Source organism: Lysinibacillus sp. JNUCC 51, from assembly GCF_015999525.1.
GTDB classification, from domain to species: domain Bacteria; phylum Bacillota; class Bacilli; order Bacillales_A; family Planococcaceae; genus Lysinibacillus; species Lysinibacillus xylanilyticus.
The window spans coordinates 2,584,514-2,609,524 of the sequence record NZ_CP065545.1 but is presented as its reverse complement, the minus strand read 5'-3'; the positions used below and the strand labels follow the sequence as shown (position 1 = coordinate 2,609,524).

Below are 25,011 nucleotides of genomic sequence, written 5' to 3'. Positions count from 1 at the left end.
ATGAACCTTCAAAACTGAACGCAAAACGTAATCTTACAAACCCTAGGTTTGTATTCCGAAAATATCCTTAGAAAGGAGGTGATCCAGCCGCACCTTCCGATACGGCTACCTTGTTACGACTTCACCCCAATCATCTATCCCACCTTCGGCGGCTGGCTCCAAAAGGTTACCCCACCGACTTCGGGTGTTACAAACTCTCGTGGTGTGACGGGCGGTGTGTACAAGGCCCGGGAACGTATTCACCGCGGCATGCTGATCCGCGATTACTAGCGATTCCGGCTTCATGTAGGCGAGTTGCAGCCTACAATCCGAACTGAGAACGACTTTATCGGATTAGCTCCCTCTCGCGAGTTGGCAACCGTTTGTATCGTCCATTGTAGCACGTGTGTAGCCCAGGTCATAAGGGGCATGATGATTTGACGTCATCCCCACCTTCCTCCGGTTTGTCACCGGCAGTCACCTTAGAGTGCCCAACTAAATGATGGCAACTAAGATCAAGGGTTGCGCTCGTTGCGGGACTTAACCCAACATCTCACGACACGAGCTGACGACAACCATGCACCACCTGTCACCGTTGTCCCCGAAGGGAAAACCATATCTCTACAGTGGTCAACGGGATGTCAAGACCTGGTAAGGTTCTTCGCGTTGCTTCGAATTAAACCACATGCTCCACCGCTTGTGCGGGCCCCCGTCAATTCCTTTGAGTTTCAGTCTTGCGACCGTACTCCCCAGGCGGAGTGCTTAATGCGTTAGCTGCAGCACTAAGGGGCGGAAACCCCCTAACACTTAGCACTCATCGTTTACGGCGTGGACTACCAGGGTATCTAATCCTGTTTGCTCCCCACGCTTTCGCGCCTCAGCGTCAGTTACAGACCAGAAAGTCGCCTTCGCCACTGGTGTTCCTCCAAATCTCTACGCATTTCACCGCTACACTTGGAATTCCACTTTCCTCTTCTGCACTCAAGTCCCCCAGTTTCCAATGACCCTCCACGGTTGAGCCGTGGGCTTTCACATCAGACTTAAAGGACCGCCTGCGCGCGCTTTACGCCCAATAATTCCGGACAACGCTTGCCACCTACGTATTACCGCGGCTGCTGGCACGTAGTTAGCCGTGGCTTTCTAATAAGGTACCGTCAAGGTACAGCCAGTTACTACTGTACTTGTTCTTCCCTTACAACAGAGTTTTACGATCCGAAAACCTTCTTCACTCACGCGGCGTTGCTCCATCAGGCTTTCGCCCATTGTGGAAGATTCCCTACTGCTGCCTCCCGTAGGAGTCTGGGCCGTGTCTCAGTCCCAGTGTGGCCGATCACCCTCTCAGGTCGGCTACGCATCGTCGCCTTGGTGAGCCGTTACCTCACCAACTAGCTAATGCGCCGCGGGCCCATCTTATAGCGACAGCGAGATGCCGTCTTTCAGTATTTCACCATGAAGTAAAATAGATTATTCGGTATTAGCCCCGGTTTCCCGGAGTTATCCCAAACTATAAGGTAGGTTGCCCACGTGTTACTCACCCGTCCGCCGCTAACGTCGAAGGAGCAAGCTCCTTCTCTGTTCGCTCGACTTGCATGTATTAGGCACGCCGCCAGCGTTCGTCCTGAGCCAGGATCAAACTCTCCATAAAAGAAATTTGATTAGCTCAAATTGTTTTGCTGGCATCATGTTTGATGTCCAAAATTTTGTTTCGTTCGCTAACTCAAGGCTAGCTACTAAAAACTTTATTGATTACGTTTTGCTTGTTCAGTTTTCAAGGTTCATTTTTTCACTTACTGTGTCACCTCTTGGCGACTTATACATAATAACATCGATTGTTCATGAAAGTCAACACTAAATCATAAGTTTTTTTAAAAGGACTTTTTTTTATATCAATTATGCCTTGGCATAATTGCGTCCGGAATCAGCTTTGTGGTTGCACAAAGAACTCCTTTCCGATTCCGTGACATCCGCCGGAGGCTTTAACTTCTTTCAGTGGGTGTTTGGACTCCCGTTGAAAAGTAGTTTAAATCCGCATTCATCTCACCACCTATTGAGATGGGAACTTCTTCTGAAAGAAGTTAAAAAATAGAAACGAGGTTGTTATGATGGTTCGTAAAACGTTGATTTCACTTCTTTTCATCGTAATACTGTTTGTCTTTATAAAGCCGATAAATTCTACTATGATTTCTGTATTTAACATCGCTGATACTCCAGCAGTTGTGACAAAAGGTCATTATGGTACATCACTTATTGTCGAAATATCTTTCTCTGATGAAACCCTATTGGACTGGCTTAAAACTGTAAAAGAACCTTATCCGCTTCTATTGTTAGATGCTGCATGGATTAAACGTTCACCAGAGCACCTAAAAGTCATTCAAGAACGAAAACTACCTACAGGATTACTAGGGCCAGAGGATTTAGTGGATAAGCCAATTGATCTTGCCGTCGTTCAAAAAGATATTAATATTTATGAAAAGTATTTTCAAGAAACACCACTTTGGTTTGCAACACGAAATCACCAGTATTCGCAGGATTTACAAAACAACTTATTTCAACAGCAGATGAATATACTTTCTCCCTCTCTAATCTGGAAAGGTGAAAAGACACCTAAATTACAAAAGGGAGATTTTGTTTTTATGTCATTACACCAAAATAGTAACATCTCGTTTAAAGACCTAAATACATTTCTACAACAAAATAAATTTATGTCGATTGAGGAAAATATATTCGGCTATAAAGTTCAAACTAAAAAATCACCATAACAAAGAAGTTGCCTCCAAATAATAGAGGCAACTTCTTCTTCATTATGCGTTTTTAGCTTGTTCACGACGTGCTTTACGGCGAGCTTCTAATTTTTGACGATCTTCTTCGGATTTTGCATTATATTTTGGTAATACTAATAATTGATAAGCATTTACAGCGAGTAGTGGGAATAGTAAAAGTGCAACATACTCGTTAATATTTTCATCGCGACCCATTAATGCAATTGTCCATTCCAGTGTCGTAACGACAATCATAAAAAATAATGCCGAAATGAAAACATGTTTTTTTCCTGTTAATTTCACTTTTTGAATGGCTGTTACTATAGCACCTAATAGTAACACAATTAACAAACCTACATAGAATAACCAACTTTGTCCATCTTTTACACCTGGTACAAAGCGGAAGAAAATAATATCAAAAATAGTAAAAGCAATTAATAATAGCTGTACCCAATTCCATAATGTAAGTGTTCTAAAAATATTAACTCCCACTTGATGGAGTGTTAAATACGCAAAAAAGCCTGCCTGTGCAATAACACTCATTGTAAACCCTAAGAAAACCATCCATAAAAGCCCGGCCAAAAATTCACCCCAGTGACCGTTCGTTATATATGGTTGGAAGAAGTCCCATCGAATAAATAAACTGCAAATTCCGTTGACTGCGCCACCAACGAGCATTGCAAAGAAGAAAAACTTTGCCCAATTTCGTATCGTCACAACTAAAAGTCCCCCAATTTCTTATGTATATCTGTATTCATTTTAACAATGCATTGTTAAAAAAGCTATTTCTCATCCTAACCAATACATAAAGTCCTCATAAATGTGAACAATAATTGAAAGAGTCTATTTATAGAAAGGACTGATTATTGATGCGAAAATTCTTCTTACTACTAATCCTAATGCTCTTTCTTTCTGCCTGTTCACAAGAGAAAGCCTCTACCATGTCATATGATGAAATAAAAAAAATAATGATCGACTCTTTACAAACCGAGGATGGTAAAAAGGCGTTGCGGAAGCTTTTAGAGGAACCAAGTTTCCGTGAATTATTGGTTTTAGAGCATGATGAAGTGAAGAAAGCTACCGAATCTACCTTGCTTTCCAAAGAAGCTGAAGACTTTTGGAAGAAAACATTCGAAGATCCAAAGTTTAAGGAAACTGTAGCTAAAAGTATGCAAAAGCAACAACAGGATATTATGAAGGCATTAATAAAAGACCCCTCTTTCCAAAAAGATATGGAGGCTTTCTTTGGCCAGCCAGATATGCAAAAGCAGTTAGAGAATATTCTTAAATCCTCCACTATGAGAAAGCAAACGGAGGAAATCGTCAAAGAAACAATTGAAAGTCCGCTTATGCAATCGAAATGGCAGGAGCTTATTAGGAAGAGCGGTGGCGAGACAGGCAAAGCTAGCGGCGGTAAAAAAGAAGAAGCTGGTGGCGGTGGCGGTGGTGGTGAAGGGAATGGGCAAAAAGGCGCTCAGTAACCACTTATATGTAAAAACGGATTTCCTCCATTGTTCGAGGAAATCCGTTTTCATTATTTATTTAATTTATTAATGATGTTCGTCGCGATGTCTAAATAAATTTGTCCTGTTGTGTGTCTTTCAGCATAAACAGAAGGTGCAAAATCTTCTTCTGACCAGTCAGGCTGACCAAGAGGAATTTGACCAAGTAACTCAGTACGTAATTCATCTGCTAACTTAGGACCTCCACCTTGTCCGAATACAAATTCACGGTCACCTGATTTCGATTCATACCATGCCATATTTTCAATAACACCCAAAATTTCATGATCTGTTTGTAAAGCCATTGCACCTGCACGAGCTGCAACGAAAGCGGCCGTTGGATGTGGTGTTGTTACGACAATTTCTTTTGATGAAGGAAGCATTTGGTGAATATCTAATGCAACGTCACCTGTACCTGGTGGTAAATCCAATAGTAGATAGTCTAGCTCACCCCATTCTACATCACGGAAGAACTGATCTAACACTTTGCCTAACATTGGTCCACGCCATACAATCGGTGCGTTATTTTCAACAAAGAAGCCCATTGAAATCATTTTTACACCTAAACGATCAACAGGGAAAATTCGATTGTCTACCACTTTAGGCATATCTGTAACACCCATCATATCAGGCACACTGAATCCATAAATATCAGCATCAATTAAGCCAACCTTTTTACCTAGACGTGCTAATGCAACTGCTAAGTTAACTGATACTGTAGATTTCCCTACACCGCCTTTACCAGAGGCAATTGAAATAACTTGTACTGTGCTAAGTGGAGATAAAATATCTTGTGCCTCAGCCTCAGTTGCTACGCCACGGAAGCTCTGTAGTTTTTCTGCTGATAACTCTTCGAAACGAATACCAACTGTATTTGCACCCGCTTCTTTCAAAACTTCAACAATTTTCATTTGTAGCTGTAATTGTTCAGGTGTATTTGTTTTAGCAATCGCAATTTTTACACTGACATGATTCTTCTCTTCTTTTATCGTTACGTTTGTAATACCGTCTGTTTCTGCAAATGATTTATGTAAAAATGGATCTTGTAGTTGTCCTAGTATTTCTCGTACTTGTTGTTCAGTTATCACGACGAACACTCCCCTTATATTATCTCAATGTTAGTATATCATAATGATTTGATTTTCGTTGTTTTGTTGCTCTATTCAATTTTTGCTAATAGATACTCTTCTATACCTTCAACAATAGCATCTCCCATTTTTTCTTGGTATTTCTTATCAGTCAATAGCGCACGTTCCTCATCATTACTTATAAATCCTGTTTCTACTAGCGCAGCAGGTACCTCAGCTTTTTTCAGTAAATATATTTGTTGTATAGACATTGCTACTCGGTCCGTATTTTTCAAATTAGTGCGAATGGAATCTTGAATGCTCTTTGCTAAGAATTCACTTTCAGCATGTCCTTCTTTATGATAAAAGACCTGTGCACCACGCCACTTTGTTTCAGGAATGGCATTTGCATGAATTGTAATAAAAAGATCCGGTTTTTCTTTTTCTACTATATCTTTTCTTAAAAAAATGTCCTGCTTCTTTCGTTCTCTCAATGTTCCATACTTTTCTGATGACGCGTGCTCGTCGATAACATCACCATCTTTTGTTCGTGTCATTACGACTGTTGCGCCTTTCTTCTTTAATTGCTTCTCCACATGCTGAGCAATTGCAAGTGTAATATCCTTTTCAATTACTTCGCCCTTTGAAGCACCTCCATCCTGACCACCGTGTCCCGCATCAATGACAATTTTTATGCCACCAAGTGGGTTCGGTAAGAAGAAGTTACGGTTCGAAGCATTCGTTTCATATGCCACGACCACTATACTCATTAGCATAATTACTCCTAGTGCAAGCCAGCGCTTCACCCATATCCACCACCCTTTTACATATAGTGTACGAAGTTAGTGATTGAACTATGCCAGAAAGTAAAAAAAACTCTCAAGTATTAAAATTGAGAGTTTAACTTGTAGTGGAAGATACTTTTTTAGTAATGCTCAAACGGCATTAATCCATTAATAGTACAAGGACTAATGGCGTTAATTCTTTATTTTTGGGTAAATTCAGGTTTAAACTTACCTGTATAAGGTTCATGCTCAACAAATACTTGTATATCCTTACCGTCTTTATCTTTACCGGTTCTTTTATATGTGAATTTCTTATTATTTAGCTCAGTAATTTCAAGCACAGCCCCATATTTATTATCGCCTATTGAAACATGAGCTCTTAATTTATTTCCATCAATCACATTAAAGTAGCCATAGTCACCGCGACTTTTACCTGTATCAGGATTGAAAAATTCATACTTATTCGTATTAGCATCATATTTTGCAATGCTAATAAAATTCGTATTATATTGTGTTACGTCATTCTTGTTTACGTCTAATACAACTGTTCCTTGCCATAGCGATCCAGCTAAAATTGTATCTCCATCCACGTCCTTAACAATAGGGCCTGTAGATTCATTTAATGTTTTATCTGGTGCAGTAAATGTTAGGTGTTTTTCCGTATAAGGGACATGCTCAACGAATACCTCTACATCGCTACCATTTGCATCTTTCCCCATGCGTTTATAAGTAAAGACTTTATTTGTTACCTTAGTAATATCCACAATCTCTTGGTAATTTTTCGTTTCCGAGATCAGTATTCTATGCTTTCCATCATTAGTAAAAAAGAAAATCCCTTTATCGTCAAGGCTTCCAGCTGTATTAGGATCGAAGAATTCATAGCGTGCGGAATTATCGTCATATTTCGCAAGGCCAAGTAAATTTGAATTTTCTGCTGTTAAATCTTTATTATTTTTGTCATAAACTTTTGTTGCTTGCCAGTCTGTACTACTAAGAATTTTGGCATTCGCATGACCATCTGTTATTTCTACCTGTCTTTGATCTGCAGTATTTCCTGTTTTTACTTCCTCAGTTTTTTTTACATCAGTTTTATTACCACATGCACCAAGAAGTGCAACTGCTGCAAGTGATAATATTAATAGCCTTTTCATATATTGACCTCCATTTTCAGAATTACCAACTTGAAAATAGTATCAGCCATTTTTATATAAAATACACATCGGAATTGCTATTAATATAAAAGTGCAGAAGCAAAGAGTAGCATTTTCCAAACAAAAAAACCCTTTCTCGAAAATTCGAGAAAGGGCTTGGAAACGCTGATATAACAACGATATTAACGTTTTGAGAACTGAGGTGCACGACGAGCGCCGCGTAGACCTGGTTTTTTACGTTCTTTCATGCGTGAATCACGAGTAAGTAATCCAGCAGATTTTAATGCAGCACGGAAATCTGGGTCTACTTGAAGTAGAGCACGAGCGATACCGTGACGTACAGCACCAGCTTGACCAGTGTATCCACCACCGTTAACGTTTACGTGGATATCATAGCTTCCTGTAGTTTCAGTAGCTACTAATGGTTGTTTAATTACTTCACGTAAAGCAGCGAATGGTACGTATTCTTCGATTTCACGTTTGTTGATAACAATTTTACCTGTACCTGGTACTAAACGTACGCGAGCTACAGAGCTTTTACGGCGACCAGTGCCGATGTATTGAACTTGTGCCAAAGTAATATCCTCCTCTTAATTTATATTATCCGCGAAGCTCGTAAGCTTCTGGTTTTTGTGCAGCATGTGGATGCTCTGTTCCAGTGTAAACGTTAAGTTTAGTGAACATTTTGCGACCTAAAGAGTTTTTAGGAAGCATCCCTTTAATTGCTAATTCGATCATTCTTGTTGGGTACTTATCTAACATTTCACCAGCAGTACGAGTTTTTAAACCACCCGCAAATTGAGTATGGTGACGGTATAGTTTACCCTCTAATTTGTTACCAGTTAAATGGATTTTGTCAGCGTTGATGATGATTACGTGATCACCTGTGTCAACGTTTGGTGTGAATGTTGGTTTATGTTTACCACGTAAGATAGCAGCTACTTCAGAAGCTAAACGTCCAAGAGTTTGGCCTTCTGCATCAACTACTAGCCATTTACGGTCTACTTCGTGACCTTTAGCCATGAATGTTGTACGCATGTATATATCCTCCTAATCGATTCGATTACCGTTATTTTTCATTAAACTACACTATAAGTTTTCGGGGCTTATTTGTGGTGGTAATGAAAATACCATCTGTTATCATATAATGAATGACTTTTAAAGTCAAGCAATTTCAATAAACACCTGGAGAAGTTGTTCAGATTCATTGATTGTTAAAATTAGGGCTTTTGTAAGCCTCTATTTTGTAAAAATACAATGATATTTCGCGTCAAGATTTCTATAACATTTGCTAGTTGTTCTTCTTAATGATTCGTCACCACAACGTGGGGTTGATTTCCGTTCCGGCTGGGCGCTTTGTAGCTGACGCTTCGCTTTCGCTCAGAGCAGAGCTTCCTGGGGGCGGCCGATGAGCGGCTTGGGGCAACAGATGTTTTTTGCGCAAAAGCGAAGTGCTAACGTAGCGGCAGCAAAAGGGGTTTATTCTGTGCGAAAGCGTAGAACAACAAAGCGACAGCAACAGCAGGATGTTGGTCACGAAGGCGTTATCACAGGACGTGATGGTTTTAGCCTTCGTTCCTCTATTTGCTGATTCCCAAGGAGTCGCCCAGCCTCCACTCCAATCAACTTATATGCATGGCCTAAGTTCTAAAATGGCATCTTAACTTTTGGTGGCAATTCTTTAATAGAAGACTTTCTCAAGATACAGGCCTTGTGGAGGTGCAGTTTTGCCCGCCTTATCGCGATTCATAGATTTAACGACTAACTCCACGTTCTCAATGTCGCGACGTCCTATACCAACTTCCCACAGAGTACCTGCAATAATACGTACCATATTATATAAGAAGCCATTTCCTTCAATCACCATATGAAGCTCTTCACCACACCATTCAAATTGCAGTGTAGTTACTGTGCGCACCTTATCTTTGACACTTGTATTGGCTGCACAAAAACAAGAAAAGTCATGTGTACCGATAATAGCCTTTGCTGCCTCCTGCATTGCCTCAACATTTGGTTTAACACCATTTGTCTCAACAGTGTATTGTCTGCGGAATGGACTCTGTACAGACTCACATGACCATATATATCGGTACCGCTTTCCTGTTACACTGTAGCGCGCATGAAAATCATCAGCTACTTCTTCAATTGACATTACCCGAATATCTCTTGGCAATTGAACATTTAATGCCTTCATGTATTTATCTACTGGAATCGCTAGTGGTGAATCAAAATGCAATGTTTGTCCTGTTGCGTGTACCCTTGCATCTGTACGTCCACTAGCTGTTACTTTTATCTTTTCCCCTTTATGCATAATGGCTAGAACACGCTCAATCTCAGCCTGTACTGTGCGCTCTCCAGGCTGTACTTGATACCCAGAAAATTGCGTTCCATCATAACTTATAATTGCTTTTAATCGTCGCATAAAGCTTACTCCTTTTAACTTCTATAGAAGAATAGTAAAACGGCCATTGCTACTAATAACACAAGTGAAAATGTATCACTCATATCCCATTTTAACTTGCGATATCTCGTACGCCCTTCGCCTCCACGGTAGCCTCTTACTTCCATAGCTGTTGCTAAATCCTCAGCTCGTTTAAAAGCACTTACAAAGAGAGGCACCAGTAATGGCACAACCGCTTTAATGCGATCCTTTATTGGTCCAGAAGATAAATCCGAACCACGTGCCATTTGTGCTTTCATAATCTTATCTGTTTCATCCATTAACGTTGGAATAAAGCGTAATGAAATAGACATCATCAAAGCTAACTCATGTACTGGCACTTTCACCGCTTTTAATGGATTTAGCAGTACTTCAATGCCATCCGTAATTGAAATCGGTGATGTTGTAAGCGTTAAGATAGATGTCATAAACACTAGAACTAAAAAACGTATCGAAATAAATATCCCTTGTCGGATACCTTCTTCGTAAATGGTGATAAACTTCCATTCAAATACTATGGCGCCTTCTTTCGTCATAAATATATGAATTAAGAAGGTAAATGCCATTAAAAAAATTACCGGCTTTAGACCATTAATTAAAAAATACAGACGAATATTTGATATTAGCACAACGAGTAAAGTAAAAGCTAATAGCAAAGCATATGTCACTGTGTTGTTTGCTAAAAAAACAATAATAATGAATGCAAACACAAATATAAGCTTTGATCGTGGATCGAGCTTATGGACTGGAGAATTTCCAGGAAGGAAGCGACCAAATATCATTTTCTCCATCATGACTGTCCACGCTCCTCTCTTAGTACCCGAGCAATTTCAGTTGCTAGCTCTTCTTCCGTCAAGCATATTTTTGAGAAGGATTTGTTTATCATTGTTTCGACTTTTTGTTGAAAGCGGACGATACGAGGTGGTTCTAAGCGGAAATTTTTTAATGTCTCTACATCATTGAAAATTTCTTGTGGTGTGCCACTTAGTACATTTTTCCCTTCATGCATAATGACAATATTGTCTGCATAACGAGCTGCGTCCTCCATACTGTGCGTTACAAGAATCGTCGTTAGGCCACGTTCCTTGTGCAGCTTATAAAACATATCCATAATCTCTTTCTGACCGCGTGGATCAAGCCCTGCAGTTGGTTCATCTAAAACAATAACTTCAGGTTCCATCGCTAAAACACCAGCAATTGCTACCCTGCGCATTTGTCCACCCGATAAATCAAAAGGTGATTTCTCAAGTACGTTCTCTGGTAAGCCTACTAAGCCTATAAGTTCTTTTGCTCGTGCTTCTGCCTCTTGCTCCGAAACACCAAAGTTCATAGGCCCAAACATAATATCCTTTAATACAGTTTCTTCAAATAGCTGATGCTCGGGGAATTGAAACACAATACCAACCTTTTGTCGTACAGCCTTTAAATCCTTCGCCTTTTTTCCAGCTACAACAATGCGATCTCCAATATGTACTTCCCCAGAGGTTGGTCTTAGAAGTGCATTAAAATGCTGAAGAATTGTTGATTTACCGGAACCCGTATGTCCGATAATTGCTTGATACGTATGTGAAGGAATTTCAAAATCTACATCGAATAATGCACGTTTTTCAAAAGGTGTACCCTGTGAATAGGCATAGCTTACTTGTTGAAGTTTGATGTCCATAAATCATTCACCAACTCTTCTTCTGTCATATGTTGTCCCATTAACGGAACACCTTCCTTTTGCAACAACTTTGATAACTTCATGGCAAATGGTAAGTCTAGTCCAAACTCAACTAGCTTGTCCCCAAATGCAAAAATTTCAGAAGGTGTACCCTCAGCAAATTTCTTTCCATCATTCATAAAGAGAACACGATCTGCAAGCATGGCTTCCTCTAAATCATGCGTAATAGATATTACTGTTAACCCTGTTTCAGCACGTAAAGTTTGAACTGTTTGTAATACCTCAGCACGCCCCTGAGGATCTAGCATAGAAGTAGCTTCATCTAGTATAAGAAGCTTGGGTTTCATCGCAAGTGCACCTGCAATGGCAACACGCTGCTTTTGACCACCTGATAAATGGTGTGGCTCATGATCTAAAAAATTGTTCATTTTAACTTGTTCGAGTGCTGCATGTACACGTTCTACCATCTCTTCAAACGGTACACCATTATTTTCAAGAGCAAAAGCAACATCATCCTGCACTGTCGCTCCAACAAATTGATTATCAGGATTTTGGAAAACCATACCTATCTGTGAACGGCTTTCCCATAAGTTATCTTCACTTAATGGTTCACGTAATATACGTACATCGCCCTGTTGTGGGTATAGCAAACCATTCATAAGCTTTGCAATGGTGGATTTACCAGAACCATTATGGCCCACTATGGCAATCCATTCCCCTTCTTGAACCGCAAAGCTTACATTTTCAACAGCATTGCGACTTTCTTTCTCTTCTGGTGTATATGAAAATGTCACATTATTTAATGATAAAATTTCTGGCATTTCTAGAACTCCTCTCTACATGCTCAGCTCTACTAACTAACTTACACTTTTTTATGTATGATTTCTACTACAATCATTATGTCGATAAAAGAAAAATGCTAAAATCATTTTTCATTTAAAAATAATTTATAGGATACCTCAAATATTGGAGTGAATCACCGCAAACATTCTGGTGACTACCATTCTAAAAATCCGCCTATAAAAAAAAAGCACCACAAAATTGGCGCTATCATACTTCCCTAAAAAATAAAAAAGCGCGCACCTCATTCGATAGAAATGCGCTAGTCGTTACATTTTCAAGAAACACGGGTGCTCAAGCCCTTGTTCCGTTTGAATGAGGTGCGGAGAGCTAAACGAGACGCCACACAACAGTGTCCGCTCATCATAACGCTCAGCTTAATTATTTGTCGTATAAATCGTTTATAAAGAAAGAGGGTGGTGATTCCACCCTCTTCACCACTTGTCTTCTCTTATGATTAAACTAATTCAATCACTACAACAGGTGCACCGTCTCCACGACGAGGACCTACTTTAAGAATACGAGTGTAACCACCTTGACGCTCTGCATAACGTGGTGCAACATCATCAAATAACTTTTGAAGTGCAAATGAAGTTGTTTCGTTACCTTCAGCATCAGTAGTTGTTACTAGTTCACGACGGATGAATGCAGCAGCTTGACGGCGTGCATGTAAATCACCGCGTTTACCTAAAGTAATCATTTTTTCAACAGCTTTACGTACTTCTTTAGCGCGAGCCTCAGTAGTTTCGATACGCTCGTTGATGATTAAGTCAGTAGCTAAGTCACGTAACATCGCTTTACGTTGAGAACTTGTACGACCAAGTTTTCTGTAACCCATGGATGTTTCCCTCCTTTATAAAAAATATCTGATCTTGTAAGTTTTGTTTAAATCGCTTAGTCTTCTTTGCGTAACCCTAAACCAAGCTCTTCTAACTTCGCTTTTACTTCTTCAAGTGACTTACGTCCAAGGTTACGAACTTTCATCATATCGTCTTCTGACTTATTCGCAAGTTCTAGTACTGTGTTAATACCAGCGCGTTTTAAGCAGTTGTAAGAACGAACAGAAAGATCAAGTTCTTCGATAGTCATCTCTAAAACTTTTTCTTTTTGATCTTCTTCTTTTTCGACCATGATTTCAGCAGTTTGTGCCTCGTCTGTCATGCCAACGAAGATGTTTAGATGCTCGGTTAAAATTTTTGCTCCGAGCGAAATCGCCTCTTTCGGACCGATGCTACCATCTGTCCACACATCAAGAGAAAGTTTATCGTAGTCAGAAGACTGACCTACACGAGTATTTTCCACTTGGAAATTGACGCGTGATACTGGAGTGTAAATAGAGTCGATCGGGATCACGCCGATAGGAAGATCCTCACGTTTGTTTTGATCAGCAGGAGTGTAACCACGGCCGCGTTGTGCGTACATACGCATACGTAAATGACCGTTTTTAGCGATTGTTGCAATATATAGATCCGGGTTTAAAATTTCTACATCACTGTCATGTGTAATGTCAGCAGCTGTAACTGTACCATCGCCTTTTACATCAATCTCAATAACTTTTTCTTCGTCAGAGTAGATTTTAAGAGCTAGTTTTTTCACATTCAAAATAATTGAAGCTACATCTTCTACAACGCCTTCTACAGTTGAGAATTCGTGAAGAACACCGTCAATTTGAATTGAAGTGACAGCAGCTCCTGGTAATGAAGACAGAAGGATACGACGTAAAGAATTACCCAAAGTGTTTCCATATCCGCGTTCAAGCGGTTCTACAACAAACTTTCCATATTTGGAATCTTCGCTGATCTCCACCGTTTCAATCTTTGGTTTTTCAATTTCGATCATTTTATTTACCCTCCTTCAAAACATCGATTGTATAGGTTCTTTCCATCATAGATTCGATCGTCATTGACGTATCGTTTATTATCTGCACAAGACAGTCTGTACAAAAAATGATGTTCTCATACAATATGAGACGCACCCATTACACGCGACGACGTTTTGGCGGACGGCAACCATTATGAGGAACTGGAGTAACGTCTTTAATAGCAGTTACTTCTAAACCAGCAGCTTGAAGAGCACGAATTGCAGCTTCACGACCTGCACCAGGACCTTTAACAGTTACTTCCAACGTTTTTAGACCATGTTCAAGGGATGCTTTAGCAGCAGTTTCTGCAGCCATTTGAGCAGCGAATGGTGTAGATTTACGTGAACCACGGAAACCAAGAGCACCAGCACTTGACCAAGATACAGCGTTACCTTGCATATCTGTAATCGTTACGATTGTATTGTTGAATGTAGAACGAATGTGTGCAATACCAGATTCGATATTCTTTTTCACACGACGTTTACGAGTTTGTTGTTTACGAGCCATGTTAAGAAGGAACCTCCTTTACTGATTATTTTTTCTTGTTCGCTACTGTTTTACGAGGACCTTTACGCGTACGCGCATTGTTCTTCGTATTTTGACCACGAACAGGTAAACCACGACGGTGACGGATACCACGGAATGAACCGATTTCCATCAGACGTTTAATATTTAATGAAGTTTCGCGACGTAAGTCACCTTCAAGTTTGTATGTGTCTAATTGTTCACGGATTTTGTTTAACTCATCTTCAGTTAAGTCGCGTACGCGTGTATCTTCTGAAATACCTGCGTCAGCTAATACTTTCTGAGCTGTAGTTTTACCAATACCGTAAATGTAAGTTAATGAAATTACCACGCGTTTGTCGCGAGGAATGTCAACACCAGCAATACGTGCCATGTACGTTGTGCACCTCCTTTAGAATTAACCTTGTTTTTGTTTGTGTTTAGGATTTTCACAAATTACCATTACTTTACCGCGTCGGCGAATTACTTTACATTTTTCGCAGATCGGTTTTACAGATGGTCTTACTTTCATCTCAACCTAACCTCCTTAGTAGTCCGGAGCGCAAAAGATTATTTAAAACGGTATGTGATACGACCGCGAGTTAAATCATAAGGAGATAACTCGATAGTAACCTTATCTCCAGGTAGAATACGGATAAAGTGCATACGAATCTTACCAGAAACGTGTGCTAGAATCACATGTCCATTTTCTAATTCTACCTTAAACATCGCGTTTGGCAAAGTCTCAACAACTGTCCCTTCGACTTCAATTACATCATCTTTCGCCATCTACTCTGTCTCCTCTCTATATGCAAATTAAAGTTCTCATCGTTACATCAAACGGATATCTGCTGCAACTATAGAAGCAACCTCGTTTCAACATATGTTTGGATTGTATGAGAGATGTTTGAAAGACGCTCGTCTGGTTTCGCTTCACACAATCCACGGAACATACAGAACCATAAAGGGTACTGAACCTCCCATGTTTACACGAATACCGGAATGTCTTTGATGAGATATTCATACCCGTTACACAGATGCTTCCACGAAACCCATTATACTCTTTCAAAAGTAATGTTGCACTTTTTAAAAGAAATATATACCGGGCACAATATGCTTTTGCAACTCTCAAAAAATTATGTTTCGGTGTTGCTCCCGCATGCCTCCCGCGGAAGCAGTATTCTGCGCCCGGAGCCGGGTATCAGCTGCGGCTGCTCTGTAATAGAGCATCAAGATCAGCAAACACTTTATTAATATCTTGCTGTCCATCTATATTCTTTAACACACCTTTTACTTCATAGTAGTCAAGTAAAGGTTGTGCTTGTTTCATATTTACTTCCAGACGGTTTGCAACCGTTTCAGGATTATCATCCGCACGTGTATAAAGCTCGCCACCATCTTTATCACATTTTCCTTCCTCTGCTGGAGGATTGAAAATTAGATGATAAGATGTACCACAAGTTTTACAAATACGACGACCTGATAGACGAGCAACTAACTCATCTTTTTCAACTTGGATGTTAATTGTATGTTCAATAGCTTTACCAAGATCAGCAAGGATGCTGTCTAAAGCTTCAGCTTGAGGAACAGTACGTGGGAACCCATCTAATAAGAAGCCCTTTTCACAATCATGTTTAGCAAGTCGTTCACGAACAATACCAATCGTAACTTCATCAGGTACTAGAGCACCTTGATCAATAAACGATTTAGCTTGCAAGCCTAGTTCTGTACCATCTTTCATAGCAGCACGGAACATATCGCCTGTAGAAATATGAGGAATCGCGTACTTCTCAACAATTTTATCTGCCTGTGTACCTTTACCAGCACCTGGCAGACCCATTAAAACGATATTCATACGGAAATATTCCTCCCACAAAAGGTTTGCTGATTTCAGGAAACGATAGAACGTTCCCTAAAAACCAACATTACTTCATAAAGCCTTTGTAGTGACGTTTAACAAGTTGAGATTCTAGCTGTTTCATCGTTTCCAGCGCTACACCGACTACGATAATAATACTAGTACCGCCGATCTGCACTGTGGCAGGTAGATTCATAAAGTTTATGATAATCATCGGCATTACTGCAATAACAGTTAAGAAAATCGAACCGACAAATGTCAGACGATATAACACGCTTGTTAAATACGTTTGAGTACTTTCACCCGGACGAATACCCGGAATGTAAGCACCTTGCTTTTTCAAGTTATCTGCCACATTTTCTGGATTCACTTGTACGAATGCATAGAAATATGTGAACGCGATGATCAATACAACGTAAATAATCATCCCAACAGGATTAGTATAATTAAACGTGTGTTCAATGAATGTTGCTACAGGACCATCACCAAAGAATGGAGCTATCACACGTGGTGTTGTCAGAAACGCTGATGCAAAGATTACCGGAATAACCCCTGCAGCATTTACTTTTAACGGTAAATGTGTTTGTTGACCACCTGTTTGTTGGTTGCGACCAGTAACTCGTTTAGCATATTGAATTGGAATTTTACGTAGTGCTTGTTGCACGTAAATAACTCCAACAACAACTGCAAGCATGACTAAAACAAGCAATCCAAGAATTACTAGATTGATAAATAGTTTATCACCAGCACCCTCGATTTGCTGTGCATAGATTTGGTTAATGGCATTCGGTAATGCCGCAGTAATACCTGCGAAAATTACAATAGAAATACCATTCCCAACACCATGTGCAGTAATTTGGTCAGCAAGCCATACTAGGAATGCTGTACCCGCTGTTAATACAATGGAAATTGTAACATAAGTTAAAATTCCTTCTTCTTTAATCAATGATCCGCCATACATTCTATTAAAGCCAAATGACATTGCGAATGATTGGATAAAGGCAAGAATAATTGTAAAGTAACGAGTAAATTGAGCAAGTTTTCGTCTTCCGACTTCACCTTGCTTTGCCCACTCAGCAAATTTCGGTACTACGTCCATTTGCAATAACTGAACAATGATTGAAGCAGTGATGTAAGGCATAATTCCCATCGCGAAGATAGAGAAATTTTTCAAAGCACCACCGCCAAAAGTATTTAGGAAACCAACGAGATTAAACTCATCAGTTGCCTTTAATACATTAGCGTCAACGTTAGGTACTGGTACAAACGTACCAATACGGAAAACGATTAACATTAAAAGAGTGAAAATGATTTTATTTCGTATATCTCGAACACGCATAAAGTTAGAGATCGTCTGAAACATTAAATCACCTCAGTAGTTCCGCCGGCATTCTCGATTGCTTCTTTAGCTGAAGCTGAGAATTTATGTGCTTTTACTGTAAGCTTTTTATTAAGAGTTCCGTTTCCAAGAACTTTAATTCCAGCTTTTTCATTGCTCACTAGACCAGTTTCAAGTAATAATGCAGCTGTTACCTCTGCACCATCTTCGAAACGGTTTAATGTGTCAAGGTTAACGATAGCGTATTCTTTACGGTTGATGTTCGTAAAGCCACGTTTTGGTAAACGACGGAATAATGGGTTTTGTCCGCCTTCAAAGCCTGGGCGAACACCGCCACCAGAACGAGCGTTTTGACCTTTATGACCTTTACCTGCTGTCTTACCGTTACCAGAACCGATACCACGACCAACGCGGTTGCGTTGTTTACGAGAACCTTCTGCTGGTTTTAACTCATGCAGTTTCATAGTGGGTGGCACCTCCTTGTTCAATAATTGAAAATTAATTTTCTTTTACAGTAACTAAGTGAGCTACTTTATCAAGCATACCGCGAGTTGCTGCATTATCAGCTTTCTCAACAGTTTGGTGTAATTTACGTAAACCTAGAGCTTCGATTGTTTTACGTTGCGCAGGTTTAGTACCAATCACAGATTTTGTAAGGGTGATTTCTAATTTGTTAGCCATTATCTTTCCCCCCTTATCCTAATATTTCTTCCACTGATTTACCACGTAATTTAGCTACGTCCTCTACGCGTTTTAATTCAGTTAAACCTTGAATAGTTGCACGCACCATATTGATTGGTGTGTTAGTTCCAAGTGATTTTGAAAGAATATCAGTAATACCAGCAAGTTCTAGTACGGCACGTACTGGACCACCAGCGATAACTCCTGTACCAGGAGCAGCAGGTTTAATTAGGATTTCTCCTGCACCAAAGCGACCTTGCACTAAGTGTGGAGTTGTTCCACCTACGCGTGGCACTTCGATTAAGTTTTTCTTCGCATCTTCAACAGCTTTACGGATAGCATCTGGCACCTCTTGAGCTTTACCAGTACCGAAACCAACGTGACCGTTTTTATCGCCAACTACAACTAATGCTGTGAAGCGGAAGCGACGTCCACCTTTAACAACTTTAGCAACACGGTTAATAGTAACTACGCGTTCTTCAAGTTCTCCAAGTTTGTTTGCGTCAATTCGACTCATGAAATGTGTCCCTCCTTTTTATTAAAATTGTAAACCGTTCTCACGTGCAGCTTCAGCTAAAGCTTTTACACGTCCATGATATAAGTAACCACCACGGTCAAATACTACAGCAGTAATATTTTTTTCCATAGCGCGTTTTGCGATTGATTCACCGACTTTAGTTGCAGCATCAACATTGCTACCAGCACCATCAAAACCATTTTCTTGAGAAGATGCGCTAACAATTGTTACGCCTGCTACGTCATCGATAAGTTGCGCGTAGATGTTCTTGTTAGAACGGAATACGTTTAAGCGTGGACGCTCAGCAGTACCCGTAATTTTAGAACGTACACGTGCATGACGTTTTTTACGAACCTGATTTTTATCTTGTTTCGTAATCACAAGGGTCACTCCTTTCTAATGCTTAGGAAGCATTATTTACCTGTTTTACCTTCTTTACGACGTACATATTCGCCTTCATAACGGATACCTTTACCTTTGTATGGCTCTGGTGGACGTACGTCGCGGATGTTAGATGCAAGAGCGCCAACGCGTTCTTTGCTGATACCTTTAACGATGATTTTAGTGTTAGAAGGAACTTCTACCTCTAGACCATCTTCAGGTGTGAACTCAACTGGATGTGAGTAACCTACGTTAAGAACAAGTTTTTTACCTTGTAATTGCGCACGGTAACCGACACCGATAAGTTCTAATGATTTTTCGAAACCTGCAGAAACACCAGTAATCATGTTCGCTAATAGCGCACGTGTTGTACCGTGGTTTGTGCGGTGTTCTTTTGAGTCAGAAGGACGAGATACTGTGATTACGTTACCTTCTTGCTCAATTTTCATATCTTGGTGGAAAGAACGAACAAGTTCGCCTTTAGGACCTTTAACAGTAACAGTGTTGTCAGCTGCAACAGTAACAGTTACGTTAGCTGGTACCTCGATAATTTTTTTACCTACACGAGACATTTAGTTGCACCTCCATTCATTTATTGCTAATTACCAAACGTATGCTAGAACTTCGCCGCCAACTTGTTTAGCGCGAGCTTCTTTATCTGTTAATAAACCTTGTGAAGTTGACACTAAAGCGATACCAAGACCGTTCAGTACTTTAGGCACTTCATTTGTTTTTGCATATACTCGTAGACCAGGTTTAGAAATACGTTTTAAACCAGTGATAACGCGCTCGTTATCTTTACCGTATTTTAAGAAGATACGGATGATACCTTGTTTGTTGTCTTCCACGTATTCTACGTCACGTACGAAACCTTCACGCTTTAAAATTTCAGCGATTTCTTTTTTCACGTTGGAAGCTGGTACTTCTAACTTCTCGTGACGAACCATGTTCGCATTACGAATGCGAGTAAGCATATCTGCAATCGGATCAGTCATTGTCATTACATTTACCTCCTTCCCAAATTAGGGGATTACCAGCTGGCTTTTTTCACGCCAGGAATTTGTCCCTTATATGCAAGTTCTCGGAAACAAATACGGCAAAGTTTGAATTTGCGATATACAGAGTGTGGACGACCACAGCGTTCACAACGTGTATATTCTTGCACTTTAAACTTTTGCTTACGTTGTTGTTTAACGATCATAGATTTTTTAGCCACGTTTTCGCCCTCCTTGTTTAAATTACTTTTGGAACGGCATACCGAATTGTGTCAATAACTCGCGAGCTTCTTCATCAGAATTCGCTGTCGTTACGATCACGATGTCCATACCGCGTACTTTTGAAACTTTATCGTAATCGATTTCTGGGAAAATTAATTGCTCTTTAACACCTAAAGTGTAGTTACCGCGACCATCGAATGCTTTTTTAGAAACACCACGGAAGTCACGTACACGAGGTAGTGAAATTGAGATTAATTTATCCAAGAATTCATACATACGCTCACCGCGTAATGTAACTTTAGCACCGATTGGCATACCTTCACGTAGACGGAAACCTGCGATCGATTTTTTCGCTTTAGTTACAACTGGTTTTTGACCAGTGATAATTGTTAATTCTTCTACAGCTGCATCTAATGCTTTAGAGTTTTGAACTGCATCACCAACACCCATGTTGATAACGATTTTGTCAACTTTCGGCAATTGCATAACTGATTTATATCCAAACTTGCTCATAAGAGCAGGAGAAACTTCATTTAAATATTTTTCTTTTAGGCGGCTCATTTGTGTACCTCCCTTCTTCTATAGAAATTAGTCGATTACTGCACCTGATTTTTTTGCAACACGAACTTTTTTACCGTTTTCGATTTTATAACCTACACGAGTCGGCTCGCCAGATTTAGGATCGATTAGCATTACGTTCGAAACGTGAATTGCAGCCTCTTGGCTTACAATACCACCTTGTGGATTCAATTGGTTAGGTTTTACGTGTTTTTTCACGATGTTCACACCTTCAACAAGAACGCGATCTTGTTTTGGGTAAGCAGCAAGAATAACGCCTTCTTTGCCTTTATCCTTACCAGTGATAACCTTAACCTTGTCACCTTTTTTTACATGCATGCTGTCGCACCTCCTTGATTGGCACTGTCATGAAATTAAAGAACTTCTGGAGCTAGAGAAACGATTTTCATGAAGTTGCTGTCACGTAATTCACGTGCAACAGGTCCGAAAATACGAGTTCCGCGTGGTGATTTATCATCACGAATAATTACACAAGCATTTTCATCAAATTTGATGTAAGTACCGTCTTTACGACGTACGCCTGATTTAGTACGAACGATAACAGCTTTAACAACGTCACCCTTCTTAACAACGCCACCTGGTGTTGCTTTCTTAACTGTACAAACAACGATATCACCGATGTTAGCAGTTTTACGGCCAGAGCCACCAAGGACTTTAATTGTAAGAACTTCACGTGCACCTGAGTTGTCAGCAACTTTCATACGACTTTCTTGTTGGATCACTTAGGTTACCTCCCTTCGGAAATTGGTTGTTCCGAAATAGTTATTAAATAATAACCGCTTTTTCTACAACTTCAACTAGACGGAAACGTTTAGTAGCTGATAGCGGGCGAGTTTCCATGATACGTACGATATCACCGATTTTCGCTGTGTTTAACTCATCATGAGCCTTAAACTTTTTAGAGTATTTTACACGTTTACCATAAAGCTTGTGCTTTTTGTGAGTTTCAACTAAAACAGAAATTGTTTTGTCCATTTTATCTGAAACAACGCGGCCCGTGTAAACTTTGCGTTGATTACGCTCAGTCATACTTGAAAACCTCCTTTATCAGTTATTTGCACTGATTTCTCTTTCACGAATAACAGTTTTCATACGCGCGATTGCTTTACGCACTTCACGAATACGAGCTGTGTTTTCTAATTGACCAGTCGCCAATTGGAAGCGAAGGTTGAAAAGCTCTTCTTTCAGTGATTTCACTTTTAACTCTAATTCAGAAGTGGCAAGGTCACGGATTTCATTAGCTTTCATTAGATTCACCACCAGTTTCTTGACGTTTTACGATCTTACATTTAACAGGAAGCTTATGTGATGCTAAACGAAGCGCTTCACGTGCAACCTCTTCAGATACACCAGCGATTTCGAACATTACTTTTCCTGGTTTTACTACTGCTACCCAACCTTCAGGAGAACCTTTACCAGAACCCATGCGGACTTCTAGAGGTTTTTTAGTGTAAGGTTTGTGTGGGAAGATTTTAATCCAAACTTTACCGCCACGTTTCATGTAACGAGTCATCGCGATACGTGCAGATTCGATTTGACGGTTAGTGATCCAGCTAGCTGTTTGAGCTTGTAAGCCCCATTCGCCGAAAGATACTTCTTTACCGCCTTTCGCTTCGCCACGCATGTTTCCGCGGTGTTCACGACGGTATTTTACGCGTTTAGGCAATAACATATTATTTGCCTCCTTCCACAGATTTCTTCGTAGGAAGAACTTCACCACGGTAGATCCATACTTTAACGCCTAATTTACCGTAAGTAGTGTCAGCTTCTGCGTGTGCATAGTCGATGTCAGCACGTAGAGTATGAAGTGGAACAGTTCCTTCACTATAGTGTTCAGCACGCGCGATATCAGCGCCACCTAAACGACCAGATACTTGTGTTTTAATTCCTTTTGCACCAGCACGGATTGTGCGTTGGATCGCTTGCTTTTGCGCACGACGGAATGATACACGGTTTTCTAATTGACGAGCGATATTTTCAGCTACTAGACGAGCGTCAAGATCAGCACGTTTGATTTCGATAATGTTGATGTGTACACGTTTACCAGTTAAATCGCTAAGGTATTTACGAAGGTTTTCAACTTCAGAACCACCTTTACCGATTACCATACCTGGTTTCGCAGTGTGAATTGTAATGTTTACACGGTTTGCAGCACGTTCGATTTCTACTTTAGAAACAGAAGCGTCTTTAAGAGCCGTTTCAATATATTTACGCACTTTGATGTCTTCGTGAAGTAGAGTTGCATAGTCTTTTTCAGCGTACCATTTTGACTCCCAGTCACGAATAATACCAACGCGCAGTCCTATTGGATGTACTTTTTGACCCACGGATTAACCCTCCTTCTTCTCAGATACCACTAGAGTAATGTGGCTTGTGCGTTTGTTAATTGCGCTTGCACGTCCTTGCGCACGTGGACGGAAACGTTTTAATGTTGGACCTTCATCAACGAAAACTTCAGAAACTACTAAAGAGTTGATGTCAAGATCGTAGTTGTGTTCAGCGTTAGCAACTGCAGATTTTAATACTTTTTCAACGACTGGAGACGCCGCTTTTGGAGTATGACGTAAAATTGCAACTGCCTCACCAACTTGCTTGCCTCGAATTAAGTCTACAACTAGACGTACTTTACGAGGAGCAATGCGAACAGTACGAGCGATAGCTTTAGCTTGTGTCATTAGGATTTACCTCCTCTCAAAATTAGCGTCTTGTTTTCTTGTCGTCTGCACCGTGACCTTTGTAAGCACGTGTCGGTGCGAACTCACCAAGTTTATGGCCAACCATATCTTCTGTTACGTATACAGGAACGTGTTTACGTCCATCATAAACAGCAATCGTTAAACCGATGAAGTTCGGGAAGATTGTAGAACGGCGTGACCAAGTTTTAATAACTTGTTTTTTCTCAGAAGCCTCTTGCGCTTCCACTTTTTTCATTAAGTGGTCATCGACAAAAGGTCCTTTTTTCAAGCTGCGACCCATGTAGGAACCTCCCTCCGTGATTCCACCACGGCTCTCACATAGAACCGTAGTTTAACCACTTTATTTTTTACGACTACGGATGATGAATTTATCCGTTTTGTTTTTCTTCTTGCGAGTTTTGTAACCAAGTGCTGGTTTACCCCAAGGAGTCATTGGTGATTTACGTCCGATTGGAGAACGTCCTTCACCACCGCCGTGTGGGTGATCGTTAGGGTTCATTACAGAACCACGAACTGTTGGGCGTTTACCTAACCAACGGCTACGACCTGCTTTACCGATGTGTACTAATTCGTGTTGTTCGTTACCAACTTGACCAACTGTAGCGCGGCAAGTAGCTAACACTAAACGTACTTCACCAGATTGTAGACGAACGATTACGTATTTGTCTTCACGACCAAGTACTTGTGCAGAAGTACCAGCAGAACGTACTAATTGTCCACCTTTACCAGGTTTTAACTCGATGTTATGGATTGTAGTACCCATAGGAATGTTTGCTAATGGTAATGTGTTACCTACTTTAATATCAGCATCTGGACCAGAAACGATTGTTTGACCAACCTCTAGACCTTTAGGTGCTAAGATGTAAGCTTTTGCTCCATCAGCGTAGTTGATTAATGCGATATTCGCAGAACGGTTTGGATCATATTCAATAGTAGCAACTTTAGCCGGAATGCCATCTTTTACACGTTTGAAATCGATAACACGGTATTGCTTCTTATGTCCACCGCCATGATGACGAACAGTGATTTTACCTTGGTTGTTACGACCAGCTTTGCGTTTAGTTGGTTCAAGCAATGATTTCTCAGGCTTGTTAGTAGTAATTTCCGCAAAGTCTAAAGACGTCATATTACGACGACCATTAGAGGTAGGTTTATACTTTTTAATCGCCATTGTGTTTCCCTCCTTCTTGAT

38 protein-coding genes, 1 rRNA gene and 1 pseudogene are annotated in these 25,011 nt (G+C 40.3%); 3 read left to right on the top strand and 37 right to left on the bottom strand.

The window, feature by feature from the left end; translation table 11 throughout:
- Positions 1-71: 71 nt before the first annotated feature.
- Positions 72-1,624: ribosomal RNA gene (locus JNUCC51_RS12585) — 16S ribosomal RNA — on the bottom strand.
- 454 nt (positions 1,625-2,078) lie between these two features.
- On the opposite strand from JNUCC51_RS12585, the gene JNUCC51_RS12580 reads away from it, so the two are divergent.
- Positions 2,079-2,738: a hypothetical protein gene (locus JNUCC51_RS12580; RefSeq protein WP_337988343.1), complete on the top strand. Its 660-nt coding sequence runs from the start codon at positions 2,079-2,081 to the stop codon at positions 2,736-2,738.
- A 42-nt stretch (positions 2,739-2,780) separates the two neighbouring features.
- Here JNUCC51_RS12580 and JNUCC51_RS12575 read toward each other — a convergent pair whose 3' ends face one another.
- Entirely contained in the window at positions 2,781-3,455 is a 675-nt protein-coding gene (locus tag JNUCC51_RS12575) for a KinB-signaling pathway activation protein (protein ID WP_337988342.1), read from the bottom strand.
- A gap of 152 nt (positions 3,456-3,607) precedes the next feature.
- On the opposite strand from JNUCC51_RS12575, the gene gerD reads away from it, so the two are divergent.
- Entirely contained in the window at positions 3,608-4,219 is a 612-nt protein-coding gene (gene gerD / locus JNUCC51_RS12570) for a spore germination lipoprotein GerD (protein ID WP_337988341.1), read from the top strand.
- Between the two features lie 53 nt (positions 4,220-4,272).
- Here the strand turns inward: gerD and JNUCC51_RS12565 are convergent, their stop codons facing one another.
- The 5 genes from JNUCC51_RS12565 to rplM all read right to left on the bottom strand — a co-directional run bounded on the left by JNUCC51_RS12565 (position 4,273) and on the right by rplM (position 8,281).
- Positions 4,273-5,328, bottom strand: coding sequence for a P-loop NTPase (locus JNUCC51_RS12565; RefSeq protein ID WP_337988340.1), 1,056 nt, complete (start codon positions 5,326-5,328; stop codon positions 4,273-4,275).
- 71 nt (positions 5,329-5,399) lie between these two features.
- A complete protein-coding gene (locus tag JNUCC51_RS12560; RefSeq protein ID WP_134022338.1) occupies positions 5,400-6,113 on the bottom strand; it encodes an N-acetylmuramoyl-L-alanine amidase in 714 nt (237 codons plus the stop codon).
- 179 nt (positions 6,114-6,292) lie between these two features.
- Positions 6,293-7,243 (bottom strand): DUF4822 domain-containing protein, encoded by a 951-nt coding sequence (locus tag JNUCC51_RS12555; protein WP_337988339.1) that lies wholly within the window; start codon positions 7,241-7,243, stop codon positions 6,293-6,295.
- A gap of 182 nt (positions 7,244-7,425) precedes the next feature.
- Positions 7,426-7,818 (bottom strand): 30S ribosomal protein S9, encoded by a 393-nt coding sequence (gene rpsI, locus JNUCC51_RS12550; protein ID WP_004233744.1) that lies wholly within the window; start codon positions 7,816-7,818, stop codon positions 7,426-7,428.
- 25 nt (positions 7,819-7,843) lie between these two features.
- Positions 7,844-8,281: a 50S ribosomal protein L13 gene (rplM, locus tag JNUCC51_RS12545; RefSeq protein ID WP_049662886.1), complete on the bottom strand. Its 438-nt coding sequence runs from the start codon at positions 8,279-8,281 to the stop codon at positions 7,844-7,846.
- A gap of 370 nt (positions 8,282-8,651) precedes the next feature.
- On the opposite strand from rplM, the gene JNUCC51_RS12540 reads away from it, so the two are divergent.
- On the top strand, positions 8,652-8,834 hold the full coding sequence (locus JNUCC51_RS12540) for a hypothetical protein (RefSeq protein ID WP_337988338.1): 183 nt from the start codon (positions 8,652-8,654) through the stop codon (positions 8,832-8,834).
- A gap of 90 nt (positions 8,835-8,924) precedes the next feature.
- Here the strand turns inward: JNUCC51_RS12540 and truA are convergent, their stop codons facing one another.
- The 30 genes and pseudogenes from truA to rplB all read right to left on the bottom strand — a co-directional run bounded on the left by truA (position 8,925) and on the right by rplB (position 24,990).
- Entirely contained in the window at positions 8,925-9,665 is a 741-nt protein-coding gene (gene truA / locus JNUCC51_RS12535) for a tRNA pseudouridine(38-40) synthase TruA (protein WP_100543473.1), read from the bottom strand.
- 14 nt (positions 9,666-9,679) lie between these two features.
- Positions 9,680-10,477 carry an energy-coupling factor transporter transmembrane component T family protein gene (locus JNUCC51_RS12530; RefSeq protein WP_337988337.1) on the bottom strand — a complete coding sequence of 266 codons (798 nt, stop codon included), beginning with the start codon at positions 10,475-10,477 and terminating at the stop codon, positions 9,680-9,682.
- Positions 10,474-11,346: an energy-coupling factor ABC transporter ATP-binding protein gene (locus JNUCC51_RS12525; protein ID WP_337988336.1), complete on the bottom strand. Its 873-nt coding sequence runs from the start codon at positions 11,344-11,346 to the stop codon at positions 10,474-10,476. The genes JNUCC51_RS12530 and JNUCC51_RS12525 overlap by 4 nt, the downstream gene beginning before the upstream one ends.
- Positions 11,322-12,167 (bottom strand): energy-coupling factor ABC transporter ATP-binding protein, encoded by an 846-nt coding sequence (locus tag JNUCC51_RS12520; RefSeq protein WP_337988335.1) that lies wholly within the window; start codon positions 12,165-12,167, stop codon positions 11,322-11,324. Before JNUCC51_RS12520 ends, JNUCC51_RS12525 begins: the two co-directional genes overlap by 25 nt.
- A 476-nt stretch (positions 12,168-12,643) precedes the next feature.
- Entirely contained in the window at positions 12,644-13,024 is a 381-nt protein-coding gene (rplQ, locus tag JNUCC51_RS12515; RefSeq protein WP_012296051.1) for a 50S ribosomal protein L17, read from the bottom strand.
- A gap of 56 nt (positions 13,025-13,080) precedes the next feature.
- Positions 13,081-14,025 (bottom strand): DNA-directed RNA polymerase subunit alpha, encoded by a 945-nt coding sequence (locus tag JNUCC51_RS12510; RefSeq protein WP_004233733.1) that lies wholly within the window; start codon positions 14,023-14,025, stop codon positions 13,081-13,083.
- A 139-nt stretch (positions 14,026-14,164) separates the two neighbouring features.
- A complete protein-coding gene (rpsK, locus tag JNUCC51_RS12505; protein WP_036151912.1) occupies positions 14,165-14,554 on the bottom strand; it encodes a 30S ribosomal protein S11 in 390 nt (129 codons plus the stop codon).
- Between the two features lie 25 nt (positions 14,555-14,579).
- Positions 14,580-14,945 carry a 30S ribosomal protein S13 gene (gene rpsM, locus JNUCC51_RS12500; RefSeq protein WP_053482802.1) on the bottom strand — a complete coding sequence of 122 codons (366 nt, stop codon included), beginning with the start codon at positions 14,943-14,945 and terminating at the stop codon, positions 14,580-14,582.
- A gap of 24 nt (positions 14,946-14,969) precedes the next feature.
- Positions 14,970-15,083, bottom strand: coding sequence for a 50S ribosomal protein L36 (rpmJ, locus tag JNUCC51_RS12495; RefSeq protein WP_000868344.1), 114 nt, complete (start codon positions 15,081-15,083; stop codon positions 14,970-14,972).
- A gap of 38 nt (positions 15,084-15,121) precedes the next feature.
- Positions 15,122-15,340, bottom strand: coding sequence for a translation initiation factor IF-1 (gene infA / locus JNUCC51_RS12490; protein ID WP_004233690.1), 219 nt, complete (start codon positions 15,338-15,340; stop codon positions 15,122-15,124).
- A gap of 86 nt (positions 15,341-15,426) precedes the next feature.
- Positions 15,427-15,504: pseudogene (locus JNUCC51_RS12485) on the bottom strand (type I methionyl aminopeptidase); the annotation flags it as partial.
- Positions 15,505-15,752: 248 nt separating this feature from the next.
- Positions 15,753-16,406, bottom strand: a complete 654-nt coding sequence (locus JNUCC51_RS12480; RefSeq protein WP_337988334.1) for an adenylate kinase — start codon at positions 16,404-16,406, stop codon at positions 15,753-15,755.
- Between the two features lie 70 nt (positions 16,407-16,476).
- Positions 16,477-17,772 carry a preprotein translocase subunit SecY gene (gene secY, locus JNUCC51_RS12475; RefSeq protein ID WP_337988333.1) on the bottom strand — a complete coding sequence of 432 codons (1,296 nt, stop codon included), beginning with the start codon at positions 17,770-17,772 and terminating at the stop codon, positions 16,477-16,479.
- A complete protein-coding gene (gene rplO / locus JNUCC51_RS12470) occupies positions 17,772-18,212 on the bottom strand; it encodes a 50S ribosomal protein L15 (RefSeq protein ID WP_249075423.1) in 441 nt (146 codons plus the stop codon). The genes secY and rplO overlap by 1 nt, the downstream gene beginning before the upstream one ends.
- Before the next feature lie 34 nt (positions 18,213-18,246).
- Positions 18,247-18,429, bottom strand: coding sequence for a 50S ribosomal protein L30 (gene rpmD, locus JNUCC51_RS12465; RefSeq protein ID WP_337988332.1), 183 nt, complete (start codon positions 18,427-18,429; stop codon positions 18,247-18,249).
- A 13-nt stretch (positions 18,430-18,442) separates the two neighbouring features.
- A complete protein-coding gene (gene rpsE, locus JNUCC51_RS12460) occupies positions 18,443-18,946 on the bottom strand; it encodes a 30S ribosomal protein S5 (RefSeq protein WP_053482806.1) in 504 nt (167 codons plus the stop codon).
- Positions 18,947-18,967: 21 nt separating this feature from the next.
- Positions 18,968-19,327, bottom strand: coding sequence for a 50S ribosomal protein L18 (gene rplR, locus JNUCC51_RS12455; protein ID WP_337988331.1), 360 nt, complete (start codon positions 19,325-19,327; stop codon positions 18,968-18,970).
- 32 nt (positions 19,328-19,359) lie between these two features.
- Entirely contained in the window at positions 19,360-19,899 is a 540-nt protein-coding gene (gene rplF / locus JNUCC51_RS12450) for a 50S ribosomal protein L6 (RefSeq protein WP_197142509.1), read from the bottom strand.
- Positions 19,900-19,929: 30 nt separating this feature from the next.
- A complete protein-coding gene (gene rpsH / locus JNUCC51_RS12445) occupies positions 19,930-20,328 on the bottom strand; it encodes a 30S ribosomal protein S8 (protein ID WP_008181717.1) in 399 nt (132 codons plus the stop codon).
- 29 nt (positions 20,329-20,357) lie between these two features.
- Positions 20,358-20,543 (bottom strand): type Z 30S ribosomal protein S14, encoded by a 186-nt coding sequence (locus tag JNUCC51_RS12440; RefSeq protein WP_004233656.1) that lies wholly within the window; start codon positions 20,541-20,543, stop codon positions 20,358-20,360.
- A gap of 22 nt (positions 20,544-20,565) precedes the next feature.
- Entirely contained in the window at positions 20,566-21,105 is a 540-nt protein-coding gene (rplE, locus tag JNUCC51_RS12435; RefSeq protein ID WP_008181719.1) for a 50S ribosomal protein L5, read from the bottom strand.
- Between the two features lie 27 nt (positions 21,106-21,132).
- Positions 21,133-21,441, bottom strand: a complete 309-nt coding sequence (gene rplX, locus JNUCC51_RS12430) for a 50S ribosomal protein L24 (RefSeq protein ID WP_053482809.1) — start codon at positions 21,439-21,441, stop codon at positions 21,133-21,135.
- Between the two features lie 35 nt (positions 21,442-21,476).
- Positions 21,477-21,845, bottom strand: coding sequence for a 50S ribosomal protein L14 (rplN, locus tag JNUCC51_RS12425; protein ID WP_004233650.1), 369 nt, complete (start codon positions 21,843-21,845; stop codon positions 21,477-21,479).
- Between the two features lie 43 nt (positions 21,846-21,888).
- Positions 21,889-22,152, bottom strand: coding sequence for a 30S ribosomal protein S17 (gene rpsQ, locus JNUCC51_RS12420; protein ID WP_053482810.1), 264 nt, complete (start codon positions 22,150-22,152; stop codon positions 21,889-21,891).
- An 18-nt stretch (positions 22,153-22,170) separates the two neighbouring features.
- On the bottom strand, positions 22,171-22,371 hold the full coding sequence (gene rpmC / locus JNUCC51_RS12415) for a 50S ribosomal protein L29 (protein ID WP_049662852.1): 201 nt from the start codon (positions 22,369-22,371) through the stop codon (positions 22,171-22,173).
- Positions 22,361-22,795 carry a 50S ribosomal protein L16 gene (rplP, locus tag JNUCC51_RS12410; protein WP_054767906.1) on the bottom strand — a complete coding sequence of 145 codons (435 nt, stop codon included), beginning with the start codon at positions 22,793-22,795 and terminating at the stop codon, positions 22,361-22,363. The genes rpmC and rplP overlap by 11 nt, the downstream gene beginning before the upstream one ends.
- 1 nt (position 22,796) lies before the next feature.
- On the bottom strand, positions 22,797-23,450 hold the full coding sequence (rpsC, locus tag JNUCC51_RS12405) for a 30S ribosomal protein S3 (RefSeq protein ID WP_049662850.1): 654 nt from the start codon (positions 23,448-23,450) through the stop codon (positions 22,797-22,799).
- A 3-nt stretch (positions 23,451-23,453) separates the two neighbouring features.
- Complete coding sequence (rplV, locus tag JNUCC51_RS12400) at positions 23,454-23,798, bottom strand: 50S ribosomal protein L22 (protein ID WP_004233639.1); 345 nt, start codon at positions 23,796-23,798, stop codon at positions 23,454-23,456.
- A gap of 22 nt (positions 23,799-23,820) precedes the next feature.
- Positions 23,821-24,099 carry a 30S ribosomal protein S19 gene (gene rpsS, locus JNUCC51_RS12395; RefSeq protein ID WP_036151954.1) on the bottom strand — a complete coding sequence of 93 codons (279 nt, stop codon included), beginning with the start codon at positions 24,097-24,099 and terminating at the stop codon, positions 23,821-23,823.
- Positions 24,100-24,159: 60 nt separating this feature from the next.
- Complete coding sequence (gene rplB / locus JNUCC51_RS12390) at positions 24,160-24,990, bottom strand: 50S ribosomal protein L2 (RefSeq protein WP_100542669.1); 831 nt, start codon at positions 24,988-24,990, stop codon at positions 24,160-24,162.
- Positions 24,991-25,011: the final 21 nt, after the last annotated feature.

Bases quoted from the DNA above. Each gene is read 5' to 3' on its own strand.
- JNUCC51_RS12580 (WP_337988343.1), top strand. From the start codon at position 2,079: ATGATGGTTCGTAAAACGTTGATTTCACTTCTTTTCATCGTAATACTG.
- gerD (WP_337988341.1), top strand. From the start codon at position 3,608: ATGCGAAAATTCTTCTTACTACTAATCCTAATGCTCTTTCTTTCTGCC.
- JNUCC51_RS12555 (WP_337988339.1), bottom strand. From the start codon at position 7,243: ATGAAAAGGCTATTAATATTATCACTTGCAGCAGTTGCACTTCTTGGT.
- rplM (WP_049662886.1), bottom strand. From the start codon at position 8,281: ATGCGTACAACATTCATGGCTAAAGGTCACGAAGTAGACCGTAAATGG.
- JNUCC51_RS12540 (WP_337988338.1), top strand. From the start codon at position 8,652: ATGAGCGGCTTGGGGCAACAGATGTTTTTTGCGCAAAAGCGAAGTGCT.
- truA (WP_100543473.1), bottom strand. From the start codon at position 9,665: ATGCGACGATTAAAAGCAATTATAAGTTATGATGGAACGCAATTTTCT.
- JNUCC51_RS12530 (WP_337988337.1), bottom strand. From the start codon at position 10,477: ATGATGGAGAAAATGATATTTGGTCGCTTCCTTCCTGGAAATTCTCCA.
- JNUCC51_RS12525 (WP_337988336.1), bottom strand. From the start codon at position 11,346: ATGGACATCAAACTTCAACAAGTAAGCTATGCCTATTCACAGGGTACA.
- JNUCC51_RS12520 (WP_337988335.1), bottom strand. From the start codon at position 12,167: ATGCCAGAAATTTTATCATTAAATAATGTGACATTTTCATATACACCA.
- rplQ (WP_012296051.1), bottom strand. From the start codon at position 13,024: ATGGGTTACAGAAAACTTGGTCGTACAAGTTCTCAACGTAAAGCGATG.
- JNUCC51_RS12510 (WP_004233733.1), bottom strand. From the start codon at position 14,025: ATGATCGAAATTGAAAAACCAAAGATTGAAACGGTGGAGATCAGCGAA.
- rpsK (WP_036151912.1), bottom strand. From the start codon at position 14,554: ATGGCTCGTAAACAACAAACTCGTAAACGTCGTGTGAAAAAGAATATC.
- rpsM (WP_053482802.1), bottom strand. From the start codon at position 14,945: ATGGCACGTATTGCTGGTGTTGACATTCCTCGCGACAAACGCGTGGTA.
- rpmJ (WP_000868344.1), bottom strand. From the start codon at position 15,083: ATGAAAGTAAGACCATCTGTAAAACCGATCTGCGAAAAATGTAAAGTA.
- infA (WP_004233690.1), bottom strand. From the start codon at position 15,340: ATGGCGAAAGATGATGTAATTGAAGTCGAAGGGACAGTTGTTGAGACT.
- JNUCC51_RS12480 (WP_337988334.1), bottom strand. From the start codon at position 16,406: ATGAATATCGTTTTAATGGGTCTGCCAGGTGCTGGTAAAGGTACACAG.
- secY (WP_337988333.1), bottom strand. From the start codon at position 17,772: ATGTTTCAGACGATCTCTAACTTTATGCGTGTTCGAGATATACGAAAT.
- rplO (WP_249075423.1), bottom strand. From the start codon at position 18,212: ATGAAACTGCATGAGTTAAAACCAGCAGAAGGTTCTCGTAAACAACGC.
- rpmD (WP_337988332.1), bottom strand. From the start codon at position 18,429: ATGGCTAACAAATTAGAAATCACCCTTACAAAATCTGTGATTGGTACT.
- rpsE (WP_053482806.1), bottom strand. From the start codon at position 18,946: ATGAGTCGAATTGACGCAAACAAACTTGGAGAACTTGAAGAACGCGTA.
- rplF (WP_197142509.1), bottom strand. From the start codon at position 19,899: ATGTCTCGTGTAGGTAAAAAAATTATCGAGGTACCAGCTAACGTAACT.
- rpsH (WP_008181717.1), bottom strand. From the start codon at position 20,328: ATGACAATGACTGATCCGATTGCAGATATGCTTACTCGCATTCGTAAT.
- rplE (WP_008181719.1), bottom strand. From the start codon at position 21,105: ATGAGCCGCCTAAAAGAAAAATATTTAAATGAAGTTTCTCCTGCTCTT.
- rplX (WP_053482809.1), bottom strand. From the start codon at position 21,441: ATGCATGTAAAAAAAGGTGACAAGGTTAAGGTTATCACTGGTAAGGAT.
- rpsQ (WP_053482810.1), bottom strand. From the start codon at position 22,152: ATGACTGAGCGTAATCAACGCAAAGTTTACACGGGCCGCGTTGTTTCA.
- rpmC (WP_049662852.1), bottom strand. From the start codon at position 22,371: ATGAAAGCTAATGAAATCCGTGACCTTGCCACTTCTGAATTAGAGTTA.
- rplP (WP_054767906.1), bottom strand. From the start codon at position 22,795: ATGTTATTGCCTAAACGCGTAAAATACCGTCGTGAACACCGCGGAAAC.
- rplV (WP_004233639.1), bottom strand. From the start codon at position 23,798: ATGACACAAGCTAAAGCTATCGCTCGTACTGTTCGCATTGCTCCTCGT.
- rpsS (WP_036151954.1), bottom strand. From the start codon at position 24,099: ATGGGTCGCAGCTTGAAAAAAGGACCTTTTGTCGATGACCACTTAATG.
- rplB (WP_100542669.1), bottom strand. From the start codon at position 24,990: ATGGCGATTAAAAAGTATAAACCTACCTCTAATGGTCGTCGTAATATG.